This window comes from Catellatospora methionotrophica, assembly GCF_011297335.1.
Taxonomy (GTDB): Bacteria; Actinomycetota; Actinomycetes; order Mycobacteriales; family Micromonosporaceae; genus Catellatospora; species Catellatospora methionotrophica.
Genome location: NZ_JAAOTJ010000006.1, coordinates 310,043 through 329,975 on the forward strand (window position 1 = coordinate 310,043; position 19,933 = coordinate 329,975).

Below are 19,933 nucleotides of genomic sequence, written 5' to 3' on the forward strand. Positions count from 1 at the left end.
TAGGTGAATTGTTCGCGCATGGCAATGCGCTCGTGTGGACCCTGGTCCCGGGGGTGTGCGCGCTCCCCGGGACCAGGAATCACCTCAGAGCGCCAGCACCCGGTCGAGGAAGTTCTTGTACCCGCGCATCGCGACGCGCATCGCCTCGGTGTCCGTCGCCGCGCCCTGCCGCGGGTCCAGCTCGCCCTGCTCGGCCAGCAGCTGCGCGGCCAGCGCCGACACCGCCTCGCCGACCAGCGACTGCGCGTCGTTCAGCGCCGACTCCGGCTCGTCCACGAACCGGATCTGCACCTCACGCCACGCGTCGCGGAAGCGCTGCGCCTGCTCCGCCTCCCACACCGCGATCGACGTCTCGGCCACGTCACCCGGCCGCAGCGCGGTCGCCGTGGGCGCGACCTGTGCCACGTCCAGCGGCTCGTCGTCGTCCTCGTCGTCGGTCTCGCCGGCCGCCGCGTCGAACTGCCCGGCCGCCACCAGCGCCGGTGCGTCGTCCTCGGCCGCGTCGGCGACCGGAGCCTGCTCGGTGTCGGCGGCAGGCGTCCCCTCGACGTCCGCCTCCGCCACCTCGGCCTGGTCGCCGATAGCTTCCGTCCCGGCGTCGACGACATCGGCCGCAGCCTCGGCCTGCTCGTCGGCCTCAACCTCAGGGGCGTCAACTGCCTCGTCGGCCTCCACGACCGCGGTCTCGGCGTCCACCTCCGTGTCGGCCGCCGCATCCGGGGTCTCGTCCCCGGCCTCGGCCACCGCGTCGGGGGTCTCGTCGCCCTCCGCGTCGACCACCGGCTCGGTCTCGGCGTCGGGGGTCTCGTCGGCGGCCGCCTCGATCGCGTCCTCGTCGTCGTCCTCGGCGAGCTCGTCCAGTTCCGCTTCCGGGGCGTCCGCGGCGTCGGCCAGCGCCTCGGCCTCCGCATCGTCGCCTTCGGCGTCAACGCCGTCCACGGCCGTGGCCTCGGCATCCACCGTGTCGGCCGCGTCCTCGGCGTCCACCGTGTCGGCCGCGTCCTCGGCGTCCACCGCGTCAGTCAGGTCATCGGTGTCCGCCTGGTCGTCGGTCAGCGCCACCGCGTCCACCGCGTCCTCGGTGTCCGCGTCGTCGTCGGTCACCGCCTCAGCAGCTACCGCGTCCTCGTCGTCGCCGGTCACCGCCTCAGCGTCCACCGCGTCGGTCGCAGCCTCGGCATCCGCATCTTCGTCGTTCGCCGCCTCGAACGCTGCGTCAAGGTCCGCGTCCGCCTCCGCGTCGCCGTCGGTCTCGGTTTCCGCCTCAGAGGATCCGTCAGCGTCGGCTTCCGCGTCGGGGCTCTCCGCGTCCGCTTCGCCCGCCGGGGATTCGGCGGTGTCCGGGTCCGTTTCGGACTCGGGGGACGCATCGGTGTCGGCTTCCGCGTCGGGCGTCGCGCTGTCGGCGGCCGCATCGGGGGTGTCCTCCGCGTCGGCTCCGGCGGACTCGTCCGCGTCAGCCTGGGCGTCGGGGGTCTCGTCGTCGGCTTCGGCCTCGGGGCCGTGCTCGGCCTCGGTGGCCTGCGGGGGCACGATGGCCAGCTCGGTGGTGTGTTCCAGCAGTGCGGCCTGCTCGTGCGGGCTCAGCTGCAGGGTGGGCTCCAGCTCGTCGACGGTCTCGGCGGCGGGGGCCGGCGGCTGGGCCGGGGGGATGAAGGTGGGGATGTGCGCCGGGAGTGGCGCGAAGTGGGGGTTGGTCATGCGATCCTCGGCTCTCGCGGTGGGGGAGAGCGCCCGCGGGCGCTGCGCGCAGATGCCCGTCAAGGTACCGCCGGGCTGCCCGTTCCCGCGTCATACCAGCGTCCATAACTGTGACCGGGGCCACCTCGATCATCGGACTCGCCTGGCAGGCGGGGGGATGCGCGGTCACGATACGCACGGGTGCCGGACAGGTCGGACGATCTTGGTGGGTGAGACGTCGGCCGCACCTGCGCGGCGGGGTGATCGGCGGTGAGGGAGAATTCCGGTGTGTCAGGGACCGAGCAGCTGGATCCGGCGATCGCCGCCCGTTTGAAGCGTGACCGCGACGGGCTCGTCGCGGCCGTGGTGCGTCAGCACGACACCGGTGAGGTGCTGATGCTGGCCTGGATGGACGACGAGGCGCTGCGCCGCACGCTGTCCACCGGCCGGGCCACCTACTGGTCACGCAGCCGCGGGCAGTACTGGGTGAAGGGCGAGACCTCCGGCCACCACCAGCACGTCAGGTCGGTGGCGCTGGACTGCGACGGCGACGCGCTGCTGGTCAGCGTGGAGCAGGTCGGCCCGGCGTGCCATACCGGCACCCGCACCTGCTTCACCGTGGAGCTGCCCGTGGCCGTCGTCGGCGAGGCGACGGTATGAGCACGTCGAGCAGCGGGGCGGTCAGCCCCGACCTGGCCGGGTTCCGGACCCGCGCGGCCGGTGGCCGGGTCGTGCCGGTGATCCGCCGCCTGCTGGCCGACGCGGAGACGCCGGTCGGGGTGTACCGGAAGGTGGCAGGTGGCCCGGGGACCTTCCTGCTGGAGTCGGCCGAGCAGGGCGCGGGCGCGTCGGGCACGGCCTGGTCGCGATACTCCTTCATCGGGGTGCGCAGCCTGGCGACGCTGACCGAGCGCGGCGGGCAGGCGCACTGGCTGGGCAGCCCGCCCGACGGAGTGCCGGTCGAGGGCGACCCGGTCGCCGTGCTGCGGGCCACCGTCGCCGCGCTGACCAGCCCCGACGTCGGCGACGAGGGGCTGCCCCCGCTGACCGGCGGGCTGGTGGGCTTCCTGGCGTACGACCTGGTGCGCCGGTTCGAGCGGCTGCCGCGACTGGCCGAGAACGACCTGCACGTGCCGGAGCTGGGCCTGTTCCTGGCCACCGACCTGGTGGTGCTGGACCACTACCTGGGCCAGGCGATCGTGGTGGCCAACGCGGTGCTGCCCGAGCACGCCGACGCCGACCAGGTCGCGGCGGCCTACCACCACGCGATCGGCCGCCTGGACGCGATGACGACGGCGCTGTCCCGGCCCACCCCGCCGATGGTCTCCACGGTGACCGCGGTGCGCCCGGCGGAGCTGGTGTCGCGCACGCCGTCCGGTGAGTTCGGCAAGGCGGTGGAGGTCGCCAAGGAGGCGATCCGGGCCGGTGACTGCTTCCAGATCGTGGTGTCGCAGCGCTTCGAGACCCGCACCGAGGCCGACCCGCTCGACATCTACCGGGTGCTGCGGGCCACCAACCCCAGCCCGTACATGTACCTGCTGCGCTTCGACGACTTCGACATCGTCGGCTCGTCCCCCGAGGCGCACGTGAAGATCACCAAAGGCGACGACGGTGTACGCCGCGCGCTGCTGCACCCGATCGCGGGCACCCGCCCGCGGGGCGAGACGCCCGAGGCCGACGCCGCGCTGGCCGCGGAGCTGGTCGCGGACCCGAAGGAGCGCTCCGAGCACGTCATGCTCGTCGACCTGGGCCGCAACGACCTGGGCCGGTTCTCCCGCGCGGGCACCGTGGAGGTGCCGGAGTTCGCCACGGTCGAGCGCTACAGCCACGTCATGCACATCGTCTCCACGGTCGTCGGCGAGCTGCGCGAGGACACCTCGCCGCTGGACGCGCTGGCCGCCACGTTCCCGGCGGGCACCCTGTCCGGCGCCCCGAAGGTCCGCGCCATGGAGATCATCGAGGAGCTGGAGCCGACCCGGCGCGGCCTGTACGGCGGCACGGTCGGCTACTTCGGCTTCGGTGGCGACCTGGACATGGCCATCGCGATCCGCACCGCGCTGCTGCGCGACGGCGTCGCGTACGTGCAGGCCGGAGCCGGGGTGGTCGCCGACTCCGACCCCGCCCTGGAGGAGCTGGAGACCCAGAACAAGGCCATGGCCGTGCTCGCCGCCATCGCCACCGCGCAGACCCTGCAGGCCGCGCGATGACCGCCCCCGAGCCGACGCCACCGGTGGCGTCAACGCGTGGCGCCCGCCCTCCGCGTACCAGAATGATCGTTTTAGGGGTGCTCGCGGCCCTGGTGGTGCTGTGGTTCGTGCCCGGCGGCACGGTGTCGTGGGTGCGCCCCGCGCTGCTGGCGCTCGCCGCGGGCGTGGTCGCGGTCTGGTACTGGCGGCGCTCCGGCAACCACGCCCGGCGGGCCGCCCCCGCCGCCCCCCGCCCCGACGACCCGCGCGACGTGTGGGACGCCCTCGATCGGGGCGAGGACCTCACCGATGAAACGCGTGTCTGACCGCGCGCTGGTCGTCCGCGTCGACACCGGCACCGCCGAGCTGATCCCCGACCCGGACCTGCCCGACGCGTGGCTGCTGCGCCTGAACGGCACCGCCCAGTCGCACGTCAACCTCAACGATCCGACGCTGATCGCGTTCGACTACATCCGCCGCTTCGCCGACGTCATCGACGCCGTCTGCCCGCCCGGCCCGCTGGACGTGCTGCACCTGGGCGGCGGCGCGATGACCCTGCCCCGCTGCCTGTCCGCGATGCGCCCCGGCAGCACCCAGCACGTAGTCGAGCTCGACCGCGCCCTCGCCGACCTGGTCACCACCCGGCTGCCCCTCGCCGACCCCGACACCGAGATGATCATCGCCGACGCCCGCGCCGCCCTGGAAGCCGCCGACCCCGCCTCCACGGACGTGATCGTCGCCGACATCTTCACCGGCAACAAGGTCCCCCCGCACGTCAGCACCGTCGAGTTCGCCCAGGCCGCCCACCGCGCCCTGCGCCCCACCGGCTGGTACCTCGCCAACATCATGGACGCGGCCCCTCTCACGGTGGCCCGCCGCCAGGCAGCCACCCTCCGCGAGGCCTTCCCCCAGGTGGCAGTGGTAGCCGACGCCGCCCTCCTGCGCGGCCGAGGCACCGGCAACCTCCTCATGGTCGCCGGCAACAACCCCGAAGGCGTCCGCGCCCTCACCCGCCGCATAGCCGCCGACCCCACCCGGGCCCGCGTAGAACACGGGCCCCAACTCGCCGACTTCCTCCGCAACGCCCAACCCCAACGCGACCAGTGACGGCGACAGTTTCCGGGGAAACAGCACGTATCCAGTACCGAATAACCGCACTTTCCCCGAAATCGCACCCGCAACCCGTGTGATGGCCGGAACCACCCTCGGTCATCGTGGAAGTGACCCCAGCCACCGGGTCCGCGACGCGGACGCCGGCAGCCGGGCATTATGCACTAGGCCGATTGGTGAGGCACGCCATACCCCGATTAGCTTGCGCTGGCGGGCAGTGCCTAGAGTCTGGCCATGGCATCCGACGAGCTGAGCAGCATGGAGCCTGGCGAACCGGCCCCGAGCGCATCGATGCGAGACAGCGGCGGCAGCGTGCTCGACGAGATCATCGCGGGGGTCCGTGAGGACGTCGAGGCGCGCCAGAACCAGGTCTCCATGGACGAGATCAAGAAGCGCGCGGCAGCGACCGCGCCACCCCTGGACGCGTACGCGGCGCTGCGCCGTTCCGGCGTCGGTGTGATCGCCGAGGTGAAGCGCTCGTCGCCCTCGAAGGGCGCGCTGGCGGAGATCCCGGACCCGGCGGAGCTGGCCGCGGAGTACGAGGCGGGCGGGGCGCGCGCGGTGAGCGTGCTGACCGAGGGCCGCTGGTTCGGCGGCTCGCTGGACGATCTGGCCGCGGTCCGGGCCCGGCTGGCGATCCCGGTGCTGCGCAAGGACTTCGTGTGCTCGGCGTACCAGGTGCACGAGGCGCGGGCGTACGGCGCGGACCTGGTCCTGCTGATCGTCGCGGCGCTGGAGCAGAAGGTGCTGACGGGCCTGCTGGACCGCATCGAGTCGCTGGGCATGACCCCGCTGGTCGAGGTGCACACCGAGGAGGAGGCCGACCGTGCCCTGGAGGCCGGCGCGCGCGTCATCGGCGTGAACGCCCGCAACCTGCGCACGCTGGAGGTGGACCGGTCGGTGTTCGAGCGGATCGCCCCGGGCCTGCCCAACAGCGTCGTCAAGATCGCCGAGTCGGGCGTCCGGGGTCCGCTGGACCTGATCAAGTACGCCTCGGCGGGAGCCGACGCGGTGCTGGTCGGTGAGGGCCTGGTGACCCAGAAGAGTCCGCGCGACGCCGTCGCCGAGCTCGTCAACGCCGGCAACCACCCCGCGACGCCGCGGCCGACCCGCTGACGTTTCCTCCGCGCTGACCGCCCCGATCCGACGGGGCGGCTTACGCCGAAGGAGCCCTCGCGAACGGCGGCCTGCCCGCCCGGCGGGCGCTCACCCAGGATCTCCGGTCGGCTCTGACGCGGTGGCGCGGTCGTGGTTCGATCGCGCCATGAGCGCACGCGGTGACGGACCCAGCGGCTTCCGGTAGCTGCCAGGAACAACCTGGCGGCTACCGGAAGGAGCCGCGTTGTCCCGTTCTGTCCGACATCTCACCGCGAATCACCACCTCCCACTGCCGCTGACCGGCACGGCACTGCGTGTCGCGGAGCTCTTCGACCTGCGCTACAGCGACGCGTGTCTGCGTGACGCCCACCGGGAGGGCCGGCGCCCGCGCCCGCGCAGACTGCGCCACCGCATCGAGGTGCACCGCTGGGCCCGCTGGCGACCCGGTGACGGCGACGCCGCCCGTTTCGCCGCCCAGGGTGAGCGTCAGGCCCGCCAGCGCCTGCGGCTGGCTCTCCGGGCGGCCGTACGCGATCCGCGCGACCCCGATCTCGACGTGCTTCCGTACCACCATCACCACGGGGCACAGTGGCTCGTCTGACCCGCCGCTCGGCCGATCATGAACTGACGGGCGTGACACCGCCCGCAAGTTCATGATCAGCGAAAATGATCGGACGGCCGGGGGTGTGGAGTTGGGGGTCGGGGACGGTAGTGTTCTGGCCCGTGAACCTCGCCTCCATCCCGTCCCCGTCCACGGCGGTCTGGCAACTCGGACCCGTGCCGCTGCGGGCGTACGCGCTGTGCATCATCGCGGGCATCGTGCTCGCCTGCTTCGTCACCGACCGGCGGATGCGCAGCCGGGGAGCCCCGCCGTGGGCCGTGCTCGACATCGCCGTGTGGGCGGTGCCGTTCGGCATCGTCGGTGCGCGGATCTACCACGTGCTCACCTCTCCCGAGGCGTACTTCGGGCAGGGCGGTGACCTGGTCAAGGCGCTCTACATCTGGGAGGGCGGCCTCGGCATCTGGGGCGGCGTCGCCGGTGGCGCGGTCGGCGCGTGGCTGGCCTGCCGCCAACTCGGCATGTCGTTCAGCTTCGTGGCCGACACCATGGCCGTCGGCCTGCCGCTGGCGCAGGCCGTGGGCCGCCTGGGCAACTGGTTCAACAACGAGCTGTACGGCGGCAAGACCGACCTGCCGTGGGGCCTGCAGGTGCACGTCATGTCCGACACCCAGCCGGGGCAGGCCATGCTCGGCCCGGACGGCCAGCCGGAGCTGCGCGAGGGTCTCTACCACCCGACGTTCCTCTACGAGCTGCTGTGGAACCTCGGCGTCGCCGGTGTCGTGTACGCCCTGGACAAGCGCTTCAAGTTCGGCCGGGGCCGCGCCTTCGCCCTGTACGTCATGCTCTACACGCTGGGCCGCGGCTGGATCGAGGCGATGCGCACCGACACCGCCACCATGATCGGCGGCATGCGCCTCAACGTCTGGACCTCGATCATCGTCTTCCTGGGCGCGGCGATCTTCTTCTTCCTCCGCAAGGGCCAGCAGGAGTTCCTGATCCCGAACGTCGACGCCGACGGCGAGCCCGCCAAGGGCTTCACCACCGTCACCGAGGCGCAGTACCAGGCCTACCTGGCCGACGGCACCCGCCCCGACGCCGTGTCCGCCGACAGCGACGGGGACGGTGCCGCCGACGACACGCCACGCGCGGTGTCCGACGAGTTCGACGACCCCTCCGACGAGGGTGCGGACCTGTCCACGCAGAAGTCCACCGCGACGAAGGACTGAGGCGATGCGCAGCGCGGTGGTGGTCGGTGCGGGCATCGGAGGCCTCGCCACGGCGGGTGCGCTCGCGCGCACCGGCTGGCAGGTCACCCTGCTGGAGCGGGCGGACCGGCTGCGGGCCGACCCCGCCGCGCTGCTGCTGTGGCCCAACGCCGTCGCCGCGCTGCGCTCCCTCGGGCTGGGCGCCGGCCTGGCCGCCATCGGGACCCGGGTGCCGATGGGCGGCCTGCGCCGCGCCGACGGCCAGTGGCTGGCCCAGCCCTCGCCGACCGCGGCCCTGGCCGCGCCGGTCGTGGTGCACGCTGAGGACCTGCACGACACGTTCATCGCCGGGCTCGGCGACCACATCGAGATCCGCACCGGCATCACCGTGCGCAGCATGCACGCCCGCGCCGGTGACCGCCCCGCCGTCGGCGACGGCCGGCACACCTGGGAAGCCGACGTCATCATCGCCGCCGACGGGGCCGACAGCACGCTGCGGGCCCGGCTCGCGCCGCAGTCGATCGCGGTCAGCTCCGGCTACGCCGCCTGGCGGGCGGTCATCCCCTGGTATCGCGCCCCGAAGCTGCCCGACGACCTGGTCCTGGCCGGGGAGACGCTCAGCGGCGGCTACCGCTTCCTGGCCGCCTCGCTCGGTGACCGGGGCAGCTCCGGCGCGTCCAGCCGGGGCGGCATCTACTGGACCGCGACCGTGGCCGGGGCGGCCCGGCCGGAGTCGAAGGCGACCCAGCTGACGCTGCTCAAGCGCTGGTTCGCGGGCTGGCACGCGCCGATCGCGGACCTGCTGGCCGCCACCGAACCCGACGACCTGGTGCAGCAGGACGGCCGCCAGCTGCGCCCGCTGCCCAACGAGCTGGCCTTCCCGGTCGGCACAGGTGGCTTCGCGCTGGTCGGCGACGCCGCCCACGCCATGCCGCACCACCTCGCCCAGGGCGCCGGGCTGGCCCTGGAGGACGCGGCCACGCTGCGCGCGCTGCTGCTGCCCGCGATCCCCGGCCCGGCCTGCAACGCCGCCCTCGCCGCGTACTCCGCCGCCCGCCGCTCCCGCGCCGCCCAGGTGGTCCGCCAGACCCAGCGCGTCGGCGCGGTTCTCGCCCCGCGCGGCAACCTGGTCACCCGCGCCCGCGACCGCGCCTTCGGCACCCTGGCCCCCCGCGTCCTCGACCGCGCCGCCACCGTCGCCGCCGACTGGCAACCCCCCACCGCCTGACAGCCCCCGAGACGTCGGCCATGATCGCTGTCTCCGGTCAGAAGGTGCGGTCTGACCCCATTCTCTGACCGGAAACAGCGATCATGGCGAGGTTCGCGAGGGGTCGGGGCGGCCGGGTCAGAGTTCGGGGCCGGATTTCATGTCGTTGCGCAGGGCGGTGGCCTTCTCGGTGAGTCTGTCGGCGGATTCCTTGGCCGAGGGCTTGGTGTCGGAGGGGGTCTCGCCGGGGTACTTGGGCTGGACCATGGTGTCGCCGCGGTCCTTGGACAGGGCTGCGGTGTCGGTGGCGCGCTGCTCGGCGGCGCGGGTCTTGAGGTGTTCGGAGACGCGGGAGCTCTCCTCCTCGACCTTGTTCAGCGCGCGCTCCCAGCGCTCGCGCATGGGGCCGATGAGGCCGCCGCCGACGCCGACGATGAGGATGCCCGCGATGGTGCCGAGGATCGCGATCAGCACCGGCATGGTGATGGTGGTGGCGACGCCGATCTGGTTGAGCGCGGCGATCACGCCGAACGCGATGATCACGACCTGGGCGATGCGTCCGATGGTGCGGCCGTACGAGAAGTGCGAGAGCGCGTTGGTGATCACGTCGAACACGGCGTTGGCGATGGCGACCGCGACGACCAGGATCACGCAGGCCACGATGAGGCGTGGCAGCCAGCTGATCACGGTGTCGATCAGGTTGCTGATCGGGTTGGGCCCGAACACGCTGAACGCGAGCTGGAACGTGAACAGCAGCAGCGCGTAGTAGACCAGCTTGCCCACCAGCCCGCTGGGGGTGTAGCGGCCGGTCCACCGGTCCATGCCGGTGCGCTGGGCGAGGTGGTTGAACCGGGCCTTGGCCAGGCCCTTGTCGACGAGGCTGCCGATCGCCTTGGCGATGATCCAGCCGATGATCAGGATGGCCGCGCAGGCGAGCACCTTGAGGGCGATGTACGCCAGCGCGCTGAGCAGAACCTGCACGGTCGGATTCACGGTCGTCCACCTTCCAGCGGCGCGGGACCTTCCAGCCGCAGACTAAGCCCGATAACGGAGCAGATCAGCCGAAATGTCGAAACGTTCCGGGACGACGTGGTGATCAAGTGGCGGCCGTCGATACAGCGCGTGGCGGGTGTCGATGTCTCGGTGCGGTGGAGGGCGCGGCGCGGCGGACCCGGCGGCGCGGCGTTAACGTCGGCGACGCGCCCGACACGCGCGGGAAACATGCCCGCCACCGGCGTGAAGACAGGCGGGGCAGGACTCCTGTGACATTCGCGCTTACTTACTAACTGGGATGTAGCTTCCCAGAATGTGGACGTGTGATCAATCTGTGTCTGGTGGACACCCAGGGCGTTTAACGTAGACTCAACACTCACAGACTCGTCCCCATACTCGTGCGACCGCGCGAGGGAGTCGGTGTACCGCTGAACCTGCGGGTTCATTCAAGGGCCGACGTCGTCCCGCTCGGATAAGGCACCGCTGACGAACCCGGCATAGCCCCCGCGCCATCGCAGTCGCGGTTTTCAGGCATCCATCCCGTTCGTGGCCGATACCGATGTTCATTCCCCGTGACGACAGGAGGCCCGGTGGCATCGCCGTACCCGCACCCCCTGCAGCCTGGTATGACGGCCGCTCCGGCCGCGACGCAGCCTGGTATGTCGGCCGCACCGGCCGCGGTCGGTCTCTATGACCCGGCCTTCGAGCACGACTCCTGCGGCGTGGCCTTCGTGGCCGACGTGCACGGCCGGCGCAGCCATTCCGTGGTGGCCCGCGGCCTGTCCGCGCTGTGCCGCCTGGACCATCGCGGCGCGCGTGGCGCCGAGACCACGACCGGTGACGGCGCGGGCATCCTGCTGCAGGTGCCGGACGCGTTCCTGCGCGAGGTGGTCGACTTCCCGCTGCCGCCCGCGGGCCAGTACGCGACCGGTCTGGTCTTCCTGCCGGTCAACGGCGCCGACGAGGCCCGCGCGCTGACCGTGCTGGAGAAGTACGCCCTGGTGGAGGGCGCGCAGATCCTCGGCTGGCGCGACGTGCCGGTTGACGCCGAGGGGCTCGGCGCGACCGCCGACGCCGCGCGGCCCCGCATCCGGCAGGTGTTCCTGGCCGCGCACAGCATCAGCGCGCACCGCTACGGCGAGGCCCTGAGCGGCCTGGAGCTGGAGCGCGTGGCGTACTGCGTGCGCAAGCAGACCGAGCGGGAGACCCGCGAGCGCGGCGTTCCGCTGTACTTCCCGTCGCTGTCCGGGCGGACCATCACGTACAAGGGCATGCTCACGCCCGACCAGCTGGCGAGCTTCTTCCCGGACCTGTCCGACGAGCGCGTGGTCAGCGCGATCGCGCTGGTGCACTCGCGGTTCTCCACGAACACCTTCCCGAGCTGGCCGCTGGCCCACCCGTACCGGTTCATCGCGCACAACGGCGAGATCAACACGATCCGCGGCAACAAGAACTGGATGCAGGCCCGCGAGGCGCTGCTGAACAGTCCGCTGCTGCCGGGCAACCTGCGGCGGCTGTTCCCGATCTGCACGCCGGAGGCGTCGGACTCGGCGAACTTCGACGAGGTGCTGGAGCTGCTGCACCTGACCGGGCGCAGCCTGCCGCACGCGGTGCTGATGATGATCCCCGAGGCGTGGGAGAACGACCCGGTGATGGACCCCGCCAAGCGGGCGTTCTACCAGTTCCACGCGAGCCTGATGGAGCCGTGGGACGGCCCGGCGGCGGTGGCCTTCACCGACGGCACGGTCGTCGGCGCGGTGCTGGACCGCAACGGCCTGCGCCCCGGGCGCTGGTGGCGCACCGAGGACGGCCTGGTCGTGCTGGGCAGCGAGGCGGGCATGATCGACCTCGACCCGGCGACCGTGGTGGCCAAGGGCCGCCTGGAGCCGGGCCGGATGTTCCTGGTCGACACCGAGCAGGGCCGGGTCATCTCCGACGAGGAGCTCAAGAGCGACCTCGCCGCGTCGCAGCCGTACGCCGACTGGCTGCACAGCGGGCTGATGCACCTGGAGGGCCTGCCCGAGCGCGAGCACATCGTCTACACCCACGACTCGGTGCAGCGCCGCCAGCAGACCTTCGGCTACTCCGAGGAGGAGCTGAAGATCCTGCTGGCGCCGATGGCGCGGGCCGGGGCGGAGCCGCTGGGCTCGATGGGCACCGACACCCCGATCTCGCCGCTGTCGAGCCGCCCGCGGCTGCTCTACGACTACTTCCACCAGATCTTCGCGCAGGTCACCAATCCGCCGCTGGACGCGATCCGGGAGGAGATGGTCACCAGCCTGGCGTCGACCATCGGCCCGGAGGGCAACCTGCTGGACCCGGGCCCGACCAGCTGCCGCCAGATCGTGCTGCCGCACCCGATCATCGACAACGACGAGCTTGCCAAGATCCTGTCCATCGACGAGGACGGCGACCTGCCCGGTTTCAAGGCGGTGCGGGTCTCCGGCCTGTACCCGCTGCGCGACGGCGCGCAGGGCCTGCGGGCCCGGCTGACCGAGATCCGGCGGCACGTGTCCGAGGCGATCGAGGACGGCGTGCGCATCCTGGTGCTGTCGGACCGCGACTCCACGGCCGACCTGGCCCCGATCCCGTCGCTGCTGCTGACCGCGGCGGTGCACCAGCACCTGGTGCGGGAGCAGACCCGCACCCAGGTCGCGCTGGTCGTCGAGTCCGGCGACTGCCGCGAGGTGCACCACGCCGCCGTGCTGGTCGGCTTCGGCGCGGCCGCGATCAACCCTTACCTGGCCTTCGAGAGCGTCGAAGACCTGATCACCACGGGCATCCTGCCGAACATCGCGCCCGAGAAGGCCGTGCGCAACGTCGTCAAGGCGCTCGGCAAGGGCATCCAGAAGATCATGTCCAAGATGGGCATCTCGACCGTGTCGTCGTACTGCGGCGCGCAGGTGTTCGAGGCCGTCGGCCTGTCGTCTGACCTGGTGGAGCGCTACTTCACCGGCACGCCGAGCCGCATCCAGGGCATCGGCCTGGCCGAGATCCACGCCGAGGTCGCGGCGCGGCACGCGGTGGCGTACCCGACGAACCCGGCGGAGCAGTCGCACCGGCGGCTGGAGGTCGGCGGCGAGTACCAGTGGCGCCGCGAGGGCGAGGTGCACCTGTTCAACCCCGAGACGGTGTTCCTGCTCCAGCACGCCACCCGCTCCGGGCAGTACGACGTGTTCCAGCGCTACACCGAGAAGGTCGACGGGCTGGCCGCCGCGGCGGGTTCGCTGCGCGGGCTGTTCCGGTTCGCCGACACGACGCCGATCCCGATCGAGGAGGTCGAGCCCGCGTCGGCGATCGTCAAGCGGTTCGCCACCGGCGCGATGTCGTACGGCTCCATCTCTGCCGAGGCGCACGAGACCCTCGCCATCGCGATGAACCGGATCGGCGGCAAGTCGAACACCGGTGAGGGCGGCGAGGACGTCGAGCGCCTGTACGACCCGGCCCGCCGCTCGGCGGTCAAGCAGGTCGCCTCCGGCCGCTTCGGCGTGACCACCGAGTACCTGGTGCACGCCGACGACATCCAGATCAAGATGGCGCAGGGCGCGAAGCCCGGCGAGGGCGGGCAGCTGCCCGGCAACAAGGTGTGGCCGTGGATCGCCAAGACCCGGCACGCCACGCCGGGCGTCGGCCTGATCTCGCCGCCGCCGCACCACGACATCTACTCGATCGAGGACCTGGCGCAGCTGGTGTTCGACGTCAAGTGCGTCAACCCGGGCGCGCGGGTGCACGTCAAGCTGGTCAGCGAGGTCGGCGTCGGCACGGTCGCGGCGGGCGTGGCCAAGCTGAAGGCCGACGTCATCCTGATCTCCGGCCACGACGGCGGCACCGGTGCGTCCCCGCTGAACTCGCTCAAGCACGCGGGCACCCCGTGGGAGCTGGGCCTGGCCGAGACGCAGCAGACGCTGCTGCTCAACGGGCTGCGCGACCGGGTCACCGTGCAGGTCGACGGCCAGCTCAAGACCGGCCGCGACGTGATCGTGGCGGCGCTGCTGGGCGCGGAGGAGTTCGGCTTCGCCACCGCTCCGCTGATCGTCGAGGGCTGCATCATGATGCGGGTCTGCCACCTGGACACCTGTCCGGTCGGCATCGCCACCCAGAACCCGGTGCTGCGCGAGCGCTTCACCGGCAAGCCGGAGTTCGTGGAGAACTTCTTCTGGTTCCTCGCCGAGCAGGTGCGCGAGCAGCTGGCCGCACTGGGCCTGCGCAGCATCGACGAGGCCGTGGGCCGCGCCGACCTGCTCGACCTGGCCCCGGCCACCGAGCACTGGAAGGCGCACGGCCTGGACCTGTCGCCGGTGCTGATCGTGCCCACCTCCCCGTACGGCGACGCGCCCCGCAAGGTGCGTGACCAGGACCACGGGCTGGAGCACTCGCTGGACAACACGCTGCTGCGGCACGCCGAGTCGGCGCTGCTCAACGGTGCGCCGGTGCGCTTCGACGTGGCGGTGCGCAACGAGCACCGCAGCGTCGGGGCGATGCTGGGCGGTGAGGTCGTGCGGCGCGCGGGAGGCGCGGGCCTGCCCGACGGCACCATCGACATCACCCTGCACGGCACGGCCGGGCAGTCGTTCGGCGCGTTCGTGCCGCGCGGGGTGACGCTGCGGATGATCGGCGACGTGAACGACTACGCGGGCAAGGGCCTGTCCGGCGGGCGGCTGATCGTGCGCCCGGACGCGCGCAGCCAGTTCGCCGCCGAGGAGCACATCATCGCGGGCAACACCCTGCTGTACGGCGCGACCTCCGGTGAGGTGTACCTGCGCGGCCGGGTCGGGCAGCGGTTCGCGGTGCGCAACTCCGGCGCGACCGCGGTCGTGGAGGGCGTGGGCGACCACGGCTGCGAGTACATGACCGGCGGCACCGTGGTGGTGCTCGGCCCGACCGGGCGCAACTTCGCCGCGGGCATGTCCGGCGGCGCGGCGTTCGTGCTCGACCTGGACCCGCTGCTGGTCAACCGGGAGCTGGTCGACCTCGGCCCGGTCGGCGAGGTCGAGGCGGAGGGGCTGCTGGAGATCGTCGAGCGGCACTTCCAGGAGACGGGGTCGGCGGTGGCGGAGAAGCTGCTGGCCGACTGGGCGGGCAGCGTGGAACGCTTCACCGCCGTGATCCCGCGCGACTACAAGCGCGTGATCGAAGCCATGCGGGCCGCCGAGGCTGCCGGCCGCGACATCGACGCCGCGGTCATGGAGGTCGCACGTGCCTGACCCCAATGGTTTCCTGCGTTTCGGCCGGCGTATGCCGGCCCGCCGGCCGGTGCCGGTGCGCATCATGGACTGGCGCGAGGTGTACCCCTCCGCCGACGACGAGCTGATCCGTGAGCAGGCGGGCCGCTGCATGGACTGCGGCATCCCGTTCTGCCACGAGGGCTGCCCGCTGGGCAACCGGATCCCGGACTGGAACGACCTGGTCCGCACCGGCAACTGGAACGCCGCGATCCAGTCGCTGCACAGCACGAACAACTTCCCGGAGTTCACCGGGCGGCTGTGCCCCGCGCCGTGCGAGGCCTCCTGCGTGCTGGCGATCGGCGACGACGCCGTCACGATCAAGCAGGTCGAGGTCGAGATCATCAACCGGGCGTACGAGAACGGCCGGGTCCGCCCGCAGCCGGCCGTCGCCCCGTCGGGCAAGACGGTGGCCGTGGTCGGGTCCGGCCCGGCCGGGCTGGCCGCCGCGCAGCAGCTGGCCCGCGCCGGTCACGCGGTGACCGTGTACGAGCGCGACGACGCTATCGGCGGCCTGCTGCGCTACGGCATCCCGGACTTCAAGCTGGAGAAGCAGCACATCGACGCCCGCGTCGAGCAGCTGCTGACCGAGGGCGTGGCCTTCCGCACCGGCGTGAACGTCGGCGTGGACGTGTCCGCCGCGCAGCTGCGGGCCGAGCACGACGCGGTGCTGCTGGCCACGGGGGCACTCGCCGGTCGCGAGACCGGGACCCCGGGCCGCGAGCTGGCGGGCATCCACCAGGCGATGGTGCACCTGACGCAGGCCAACGTGGCCGTCGCCGGGGGACCGCAGCCGCAGATCACCGCCGCCGGAAAACACGTGATCATCATCGGTGGCGGCGACACCGGCGCGGACTGCCTGGGCGTCGCCCACCGGCAGGGCGCGGCGTCGGTGACCCAGCTGGACCGCTACCCGCAGCCGCCGGACGCGCGTGACTCCGGCCGGGACCCGTGGCCGACCTGGCCCTGGATCCTGCGCAACTACGCCGCGCACGAGGAGGGCGGCGACCGGGTCTTCTCGGTGGCGGTGCAGCGCTTCACGGGTGATGAGCAGGGCCGCGTCCGCGCGATCGTGCTGGTCGACGTGATCGTCGAGCGGGTGAACGGGCGCGGTGTGGTGACCGAGGTCGCGGGCACCGAACGGGAGATCCCGGCGGACCTGGTGCTGCTGGCCATCGGTTTCGAGGGCACCGACGCCGCCGAGGCACTGGACCAGCTCGGCCTGGCCCGCAGCGCGCGGGGCACCGTCGAGTGCGGCCCGGACTGGCAGACCCCGGCCGACGGCGTCTTCGTCGCGGGCGACGCGCACAAGGGCGCCTCCCTGATCGTCTGGGCGATCGCCGAGGGCCGCAGCGCCGCCGCCGCCATCCACCGCTACCTCGGCGGCGAGGGCAGCCTGCCTGCCCCGGTCGAACCGTCGTCGCGTCCGCTCATCCCCGCCTGAGCAGCGAAAGGGCGCCTTCCGCGACACTCAGTGTCGCGGAAGGCGCCCTTTCCCATGTCTAGGCCGGTTGAGCTGCGGGTCAGCGGGTCTTCGGCTCCGGGCCCCGGCGCACCGGCAGCACGGTCACGTTGTCGGCCTGCATGCGGGTGACCACTTCGAACAGTTCCTCCTGGTCCTCGCGCAGCAGGTCGACCATGGCGCTGAGCTTGCCCAGGTCCTCGCGTACGTGCAGCTGCGGCGACTCGGCGCCGGTGGTCCGCCCGGCCGTCTCCTCCAGCGTCTTGCTGAACTGGGCGAGCTGCTGGACTATGTCGCTCAGCGCGGTGATCACGATGCGCATGTGCTCGCCGCGCTGGTGGTCGCGGGCCAGCTGCCGGGTCTCCGCCTCGTGCAGGCGGTTGACGAGGTGCTGGTTGGACAGTGCCACCGCACCGGCGAGCATGAGCACCACCCCGATCGCGGTAGCCGCGATGACCCTGGCGAGCACGCTCGTCTCCCGGCTCACCCCCTGACCGGCCGGCCAGACGACGAGATACGCCGCCAGGACGAGCACCAGGGCGAGGCCGAGAATGGACAGCCAGAAGGCCCCACTCTTGACTTTGACAATCAACTGTCTTCCCTTCCGGGACCGCTGGGCGTCCGGGCGCACGCGCCGAATGAACGAACACTCAGCGTGCCTCCAGGGACGCTGATGCGCTAGTAACACAGAGCGAATTCACTTCCGACGCCGAATTGTGGACTGCAGGTCAGCGCGCCATCATCCGGACGTATCGACTCCGGGCGCTGGGGACAACACCGATTCAAAGAAGACGCATGTTGCAATTCGCACGTGCATGGAGGGGCTAAAAATACCTTTATCGTCAGCTTTAGGCGCATGCTTCGCCCGCTACGCTGCGTGATGGTCCGAGTGGACATCGACGCACATTAAAGAGGTGTTACGTCGAATCGGGCAGTTGCCTTCAAAAGCTCGGTTACGCAAAGTAGTACTGGATCACTCTGTGCTGATCAATGGACCAGGGCGAGCGCGGTGGTGAACACGCCGAAGGAGACGAACACCCCCAGCCCGAAGATCAGTCCCTCGGTGAACAGCAGCAGCATCGCCCGCAGCCGGGGGCTGCCGTGCCTGCGGCGGTAGAGCTCCGAAGCCATCGACCCACTCCTTCAGCGTGGCACCCAGCCGTGCTTGACCAGCAGGGCGGCGACGTCCTCGCGCAGATACCGGCGGTGCCCGCCGGCGGTGCGGGTGACGCGCAGCAGGCCGCGGTCCGCCCAGCGCTTGACGGTCTTACGGTCCACCGGCAGTAGCGCGAGCACCTCGGCCGGGGTCATCATGTCGCGGCGGCCCGCGCGCACCCCGGCCCCGTCGCGCAGCCCCGCGGCGTAGACGGCGGCCAGCGCCGTCACCAGCCGCGGGGTCAGCTCCGCGCCGCCGCTGGCGTGCAGCGCCGCCTCACGTACGTGCGCGGGCAGCCGGGGAACGGGCGTGGGGGAGTCAGACACCGGCGTGCTCCCTCGCGTCGGGCCGGTCGTCGGCCGGCCACAGCGGCCACCACTGGTCCCCGCCGGAGATGAGGTCGCGCACCGCGGCCAGCTCGGCGTGCAGCGCCGCCGCCTCACCGCGGTAGCGGTCGCGTTCCCGGCAGGCCCGGCGCGCCAGCTCCTCGGCCCGCCGGGCGAGCACGGCCTCGGCGACCAGCGCCGAGCGCAGCGCGCTGACCTCCACCCCCGCGCGCATGGCCTCCCGGTCGCACAGCCGGGCCAGCCACCGCCACCAGGCCCGACGCCTCACGGGTACGCCTGCCGGGTGGACGGGACCTGCGGGTACGCCCCGGTCGCGGTGTGCCTGCCGTGATAGTCCACGGCCGGGTAGGGCGGCACCGCGTCGAGATACGCGGTGACCTCGGGATCGGCCTCCGGCCTGCGCACCGGGCTGGCCTGGCCGACCGCACCGGGCTGGTGCGTGGGGTCGCCGGCCGGTCCGGCGGGGCGCCGCCGGGATCCATCCGGCCGGCGCCGGTCCAGGGCGCGCCGCCAGAACGCCACCACCGCGCGCCGCCGCGCGGTCCGCGGATCGTCGTCGCTGCCCCACCACTGCTCGCCAACCTCGTCGGCCTGGTCCAGGATCAGTCTCGCCTCCTCGACCAGGGTCAGCCGGTCGCGCATCACGAACAGCGTGGCGGAGAAGGTCACCGAGGCCACGGCCGCCGTGTACAGCGAGAGCATCGTGGTGGACAGGGTCATGACCTGCCCTCCTGGAAGCCGTCGGGCAGCAGGCGGCCGAGCATCCGTACCGCGCGGCACTGCAGGGCCTTGACCGCGCCCTCGCTCTTGCCCATCGACTGCGCGGTCTCCGCGGTGGACAGTCCGACCAGGAACCGCAGCGCGATGCAGCGCTGCTGCGACGGGTTGAGCTTCTTCACCGCCGCGAGCAGCGCGAGGTTGTTGACGTGGTCCATGGCGACCCGGTCCGGAGCGCCGTCGAGGCTGAACTCCTCCTGGTCGAAGTCGAGGACCTCGCCGCTGACCTCGAAGCGGTAGCGGCCCGACTTGTAGTAGTCGGCCACGATGTGGCGGGCGATCGTGATCAGCCAGGCCGCGAAGTCGCGGCCCTGCCAGCGCACGCTGCCGATGCGCTTGAGGGCGCGCAGGAACGTGTCGGACGTCAGGTCCTCGGCGGTGGGGCTGTGCCGGACCCGGAAGTAGATGAAGCGGAAGACCGCGGGGGCGTACTGCGCGTAGATCTTCCCGAACGCCTCGGTGTCGCCCTGCTGCGCTCGTGCGACCAGGTTCCAGACGTACGACTGCTCCTCGGGCACCGCATCGGCGAGGGCGGTGCGGGCTTGCTGCGTGACGACGGTCATCCGCGCGACACCCGGCCCTTGCATGTCATGAGCACGTGGTTGCTCCTCTACTGGCGGGGGATTGCTCGCTGGGGGTCCGCCGGACCGGGGTTCACGACCCGGCGGACCCGCGGTGTGGCCGCCCAGTGCCTTGGACGGCCACACCGCGAGGGGGGAGCAGCGGCGTACCGCTGCGGCGCCTGCCGGCCGACCTCGCGACGGTGACGCGGTCCGGGCGCGGACCACGTTGTTTGCGGGCGACGCACCGTCATCTGGATCTGTCGGTCTGGCGCTGGAGGTCACGGTAACCGTCGCCCATGCACGACGCAAGTAACGTCGTGTCGAGGAGTCGATTACGCTCGAACGGGTGACCGCCGACCGGCTCA

The 19,933-nt window shown here is 72.0% G+C and carries 18 protein-coding genes; 10 read left to right on the forward strand and 8 right to left on the reverse strand.

Translation table 11 applies throughout. The features are described from left to right. Positions 1 to 84: 84 nt before the first annotated feature. Positions 85 to 1,701 carry a hypothetical protein gene (locus HAV40_RS17620; protein WP_166382060.1) on the reverse strand — a complete coding sequence of 539 codons (1,617 nt, stop codon included), beginning with the start codon at positions 1,699 to 1,701 and terminating at the stop codon, positions 85 to 87. A gap of 267 nt (positions 1,702 to 1,968) precedes the next feature. Here HAV40_RS17620 and hisI point away from each other — a divergent pair, with 267 nt between their 5' ends. The 8 genes from hisI (at position 1,969) to HAV40_RS17660 (ending at position 9,069) form a co-directional block, all read left to right on the forward strand. After that, entirely contained in the window at positions 1,969 to 2,340 is a 372-nt protein-coding gene (gene hisI, locus HAV40_RS17625) for a phosphoribosyl-AMP cyclohydrolase (protein WP_308440996.1), read from the forward strand. Beyond that, a complete protein-coding gene (locus tag HAV40_RS17630) occupies positions 2,337 to 3,887 on the forward strand; it encodes an anthranilate synthase component I (RefSeq protein ID WP_166382537.1) in 1,551 nt (516 codons plus the stop codon). Before hisI ends, HAV40_RS17630 begins: the two co-directional genes overlap by 4 nt. Before the next feature lie 77 nt (positions 3,888 to 3,964). Beyond that, the gene (locus HAV40_RS17635; protein WP_166382539.1) at positions 3,965 to 4,192 is read left to right on the forward strand and encodes a Trp biosynthesis-associated membrane protein; all 228 of its coding nucleotides are present in this window, start codon (positions 3,965 to 3,967) and stop codon (positions 4,190 to 4,192) included. After that, on the forward strand, positions 4,176 to 4,973 hold the full coding sequence (locus HAV40_RS17640; RefSeq protein ID WP_203671052.1) for a spermidine synthase: 798 nt from the start codon (positions 4,176 to 4,178) through the stop codon (positions 4,971 to 4,973). Before HAV40_RS17635 ends, HAV40_RS17640 begins: the two co-directional genes overlap by 17 nt. Before the next feature lie 261 nt (positions 4,974 to 5,234). Then, positions 5,235 to 6,092: an indole-3-glycerol phosphate synthase TrpC gene (trpC, locus tag HAV40_RS17645; protein WP_166382682.1), complete on the forward strand. Its 858-nt coding sequence runs from the start codon at positions 5,235 to 5,237 to the stop codon at positions 6,090 to 6,092. A 226-nt stretch (positions 6,093 to 6,318) separates the two neighbouring features. Then, positions 6,319 to 6,675 (forward strand): hypothetical protein, encoded by a 357-nt coding sequence (locus HAV40_RS17650; RefSeq protein ID WP_203671050.1) that lies wholly within the window; start codon positions 6,319 to 6,321, stop codon positions 6,673 to 6,675. Positions 6,676 to 6,740: 65 nt separating this feature from the next. Next, positions 6,741 to 7,862 (forward strand): prolipoprotein diacylglyceryl transferase, encoded by a 1,122-nt coding sequence (gene lgt / locus HAV40_RS17655; RefSeq protein WP_166382541.1) that lies wholly within the window; start codon positions 6,741 to 6,743, stop codon positions 7,860 to 7,862. Further along, the gene (locus tag HAV40_RS17660; RefSeq protein ID WP_338076421.1) at positions 7,759 to 9,069 is read left to right on the forward strand and encodes an FAD-dependent oxidoreductase; all 1,311 of its coding nucleotides are present in this window, start codon (positions 7,759 to 7,761) and stop codon (positions 9,067 to 9,069) included. Before lgt ends, HAV40_RS17660 begins: the two co-directional genes overlap by 104 nt. A gap of 117 nt (positions 9,070 to 9,186) precedes the next feature. Here HAV40_RS17660 and HAV40_RS17665 read toward each other — a convergent pair whose 3' ends face one another. Then, on the reverse strand, positions 9,187 to 10,041 hold the full coding sequence (locus tag HAV40_RS17665) for a mechanosensitive ion channel family protein (protein WP_166382545.1): 855 nt from the start codon (positions 10,039 to 10,041) through the stop codon (positions 9,187 to 9,189). A gap of 590 nt (positions 10,042 to 10,631) precedes the next feature. Here HAV40_RS17665 and gltB point away from each other — a divergent pair. Both gltB and HAV40_RS17675 read left to right on the forward strand, forming a co-directional pair. Next, on the forward strand, positions 10,632 to 15,245 hold the full coding sequence (gene gltB / locus HAV40_RS17670) for a glutamate synthase large subunit (protein ID WP_409364926.1): 4,614 nt from the start codon (positions 10,632 to 10,634) through the stop codon (positions 15,243 to 15,245). Next, positions 15,238 to 16,707: a glutamate synthase subunit beta gene (locus tag HAV40_RS17675; RefSeq protein WP_166382547.1), complete on the forward strand. Its 1,470-nt coding sequence runs from the start codon at positions 15,238 to 15,240 to the stop codon at positions 16,705 to 16,707. Before gltB ends, HAV40_RS17675 begins: the two co-directional genes overlap by 8 nt. Positions 16,708 to 16,786: 79 nt before the next feature. Here HAV40_RS17675 and HAV40_RS17680 read toward each other — a convergent pair whose 3' ends face one another. From HAV40_RS17680 to HAV40_RS17705, 6 genes are all read right to left on the reverse strand, one after another. Beyond that, positions 16,787 to 17,317, reverse strand: a complete 531-nt coding sequence (locus tag HAV40_RS17680) for a DUF6239 family natural product biosynthesis protein (protein WP_166382549.1) — start codon at positions 17,315 to 17,317, stop codon at positions 16,787 to 16,789. A 395-nt stretch (positions 17,318 to 17,712) separates the two neighbouring features. Continuing rightward, positions 17,713 to 17,856 carry a hypothetical protein gene (locus tag HAV40_RS17685; protein WP_166382551.1) on the reverse strand — a complete coding sequence of 48 codons (144 nt, stop codon included), beginning with the start codon at positions 17,854 to 17,856 and terminating at the stop codon, positions 17,713 to 17,715. Positions 17,857 to 17,868: 12 nt separating this feature from the next. After that, positions 17,869 to 18,207, reverse strand: a complete 339-nt coding sequence (locus tag HAV40_RS38900) for a helix-turn-helix domain-containing protein (protein WP_275413448.1) — start codon at positions 18,205 to 18,207, stop codon at positions 17,869 to 17,871. Further along, positions 18,200 to 18,496 (reverse strand): hypothetical protein, encoded by a 297-nt coding sequence (locus tag HAV40_RS17695; protein ID WP_166382553.1) that lies wholly within the window; start codon positions 18,494 to 18,496, stop codon positions 18,200 to 18,202. The genes HAV40_RS38900 and HAV40_RS17695 overlap by 8 nt, the downstream gene beginning before the upstream one ends. Continuing rightward, positions 18,493 to 18,948: a hypothetical protein gene (locus HAV40_RS17700; protein WP_166382555.1), complete on the reverse strand. Its 456-nt coding sequence runs from the start codon at positions 18,946 to 18,948 to the stop codon at positions 18,493 to 18,495. Before HAV40_RS17700 ends, HAV40_RS17695 begins: the two co-directional genes overlap by 4 nt. Beyond that, entirely contained in the window at positions 18,945 to 19,793 is an 849-nt protein-coding gene (locus HAV40_RS17705) for a sigma-70 family RNA polymerase sigma factor (protein WP_409364925.1), read from the reverse strand. The genes HAV40_RS17700 and HAV40_RS17705 overlap by 4 nt, the downstream gene beginning before the upstream one ends. Positions 19,794 to 19,933: the final 140 nt, after the last annotated feature.

Bases quoted from the DNA above. Each gene is read 5' to 3' on its own strand.
- HAV40_RS17700 (WP_166382555.1), bottom strand. From the start codon at position 18,948: ATGACCCTGTCCACCACGATGCTCTCGCTGTACACGGCGGCCGTGGCC.
- HAV40_RS17620 (WP_166382060.1), bottom strand. From the start codon at position 1,701: ATGACCAACCCCCACTTCGCGCCACTCCCGGCGCACATCCCCACCTTC.
- trpC (WP_166382682.1), top strand. From the start codon at position 5,235: ATGGAGCCTGGCGAACCGGCCCCGAGCGCATCGATGCGAGACAGCGGC.
- HAV40_RS17640 (WP_203671052.1), top strand. From the start codon at position 4,176: ATGAAACGCGTGTCTGACCGCGCGCTGGTCGTCCGCGTCGACACCGGC.
- HAV40_RS17685 (WP_166382551.1), bottom strand. From the start codon at position 17,856: ATGGCTTCGGAGCTCTACCGCCGCAGGCACGGCAGCCCCCGGCTGCGG.
- HAV40_RS17630 (WP_166382537.1), top strand. From the start codon at position 2,337: ATGAGCACGTCGAGCAGCGGGGCGGTCAGCCCCGACCTGGCCGGGTTC.
- lgt (WP_166382541.1), top strand. From the start codon at position 6,741: ATGATCGGACGGCCGGGGGTGTGGAGTTGGGGGTCGGGGACGGTAGTG.